The organism is Shewanella nanhaiensis, from assembly GCF_019457885.1.
Taxonomy (GTDB): Bacteria; Pseudomonadota; Gammaproteobacteria; order Enterobacterales; family Shewanellaceae; genus Shewanella; species Shewanella nanhaiensis.
In genome coordinates this window covers 1-1,272 of sequence record NZ_JAHZST010000049.1, presented here as the reverse complement: position 1 = coordinate 1,272, position 1,272 = coordinate 1, and the positions used below count along the sequence as shown (strand labels likewise).

Sequence of the window (1,272 nt, the reverse complement as noted above, 5' to 3'; positions counted from 1 at the left end):
TATACCAATCAGTATAAGAAGAGACTATGGCGTCAATAGCTAATTTTCAGCTTTTGGCGCCTCCCACATAACCCCCTCTCTGAGCATAGAGTTAAGTATGACCACCATTTTTCTAATGCAGGCTATGATGGCAACTTTTTTGGGCTTTCCGGCCGCTACCAATCGTTGATATGTCGCTTTAAATACTGGGTTTGATTGTATGGCTGACATCATTGCCATATACAAAACGGTTCTCACTTGATGACGACCTCCTTGTATTTTTCTTTGGCCTTTGAAACGTCCACTTTCCTTATTCATTGGCGCTACACCTACCAATGAACTGGCTTCTTTGTTACTAATATATCCAAGCTCTGGTAGGTTACTGATGATGGATGCTGCCGCGATTTTACCGATTCCTTTCATACTTTGAAGGATAACGTTTTTAGCTTGGTATTCTGGGCAAGATTCAATGAGCTCGACAATTTTTTTCTCTATTTTTTCAATCTGATTTTTAAATACGGTCAATATTGGTTTGATGGTCATGACCAATTCTTTCGGGAGTATTTGAAGGCGATTTTTCTCCATGGTTTGCATCGCTAGTAGCTGGCTACGCCTTGAAACTAAATCACTCATAGACTGGATAACATTGGGCTTTAAAGTTGATAATTTGGGTTTTATTGCCTCACCATAATGAGCGATAAGTTGTGCATCTAGCCTATCTGTTTTAGCTCGTTGGCCAATAGCTCCCGCAAAACGTTTAATGTATATCGGGTTTGCAATAACAAAAGATAGAGATGCATTTGCACACGCTATGATAAATGGCATTTCAAGGCGACCAGTGGCCTCAATTACAATACGTTCAGGTTGATGCTTTTTGATTGTATTGATAGCTTCTTTAATGCCTTTTTCGTCATTGGGAACAGTAAAGAAAATACCTAAAGGGCGGATATAAATATCGAGTTGAAATTTACCAGTATCAACCCCAACGTTAATATTTTGATTAGTTTTAGATTTCATAATAAGCTAACTCTTACTTGCAAATGCGGGTTCGAGACCCAGTAGACTATTCGAGTATTTTGCTTGGAGTCCTTTGTCATGTTCTTTCTTCTTACCGGTCTCTCAATTGAGGATCCATTGATCAAGCGAACTACGACAAGGAAAGCTTTAGTTGCAGCTAAAGCCTGGGTCTCACATTACCCGAAACTGGGAGTTATTTGTAAATTAGGTAGGTTTATTATCCATACAAGTTGATCTACTCAGAGTGTCTTTTGGCAAACTAATTCAAGGCGAATG

1 protein-coding gene is annotated in these 1,272 nt (G+C 39.2%); it reads right to left on the bottom strand.

The annotated features are described in order from the left end of the window. Positions 1–39 precede the first annotated feature (39 nt). Entirely contained in the window at positions 40–996 is a 957-nt protein-coding gene (locus K0625_RS24265) for an IS110 family RNA-guided transposase (RefSeq protein ID WP_220111921.1), read from the bottom strand. Positions 997–1,272 lie beyond the last annotated feature (276 nt).

Bases quoted from the DNA above. Each gene is read 5' to 3' on its own strand.
- K0625_RS24265 (WP_220111921.1), bottom strand. From the start codon at position 996: ATGAAATCTAAAACTAATCAAAATATTAACGTTGGGGTTGATACTGGT.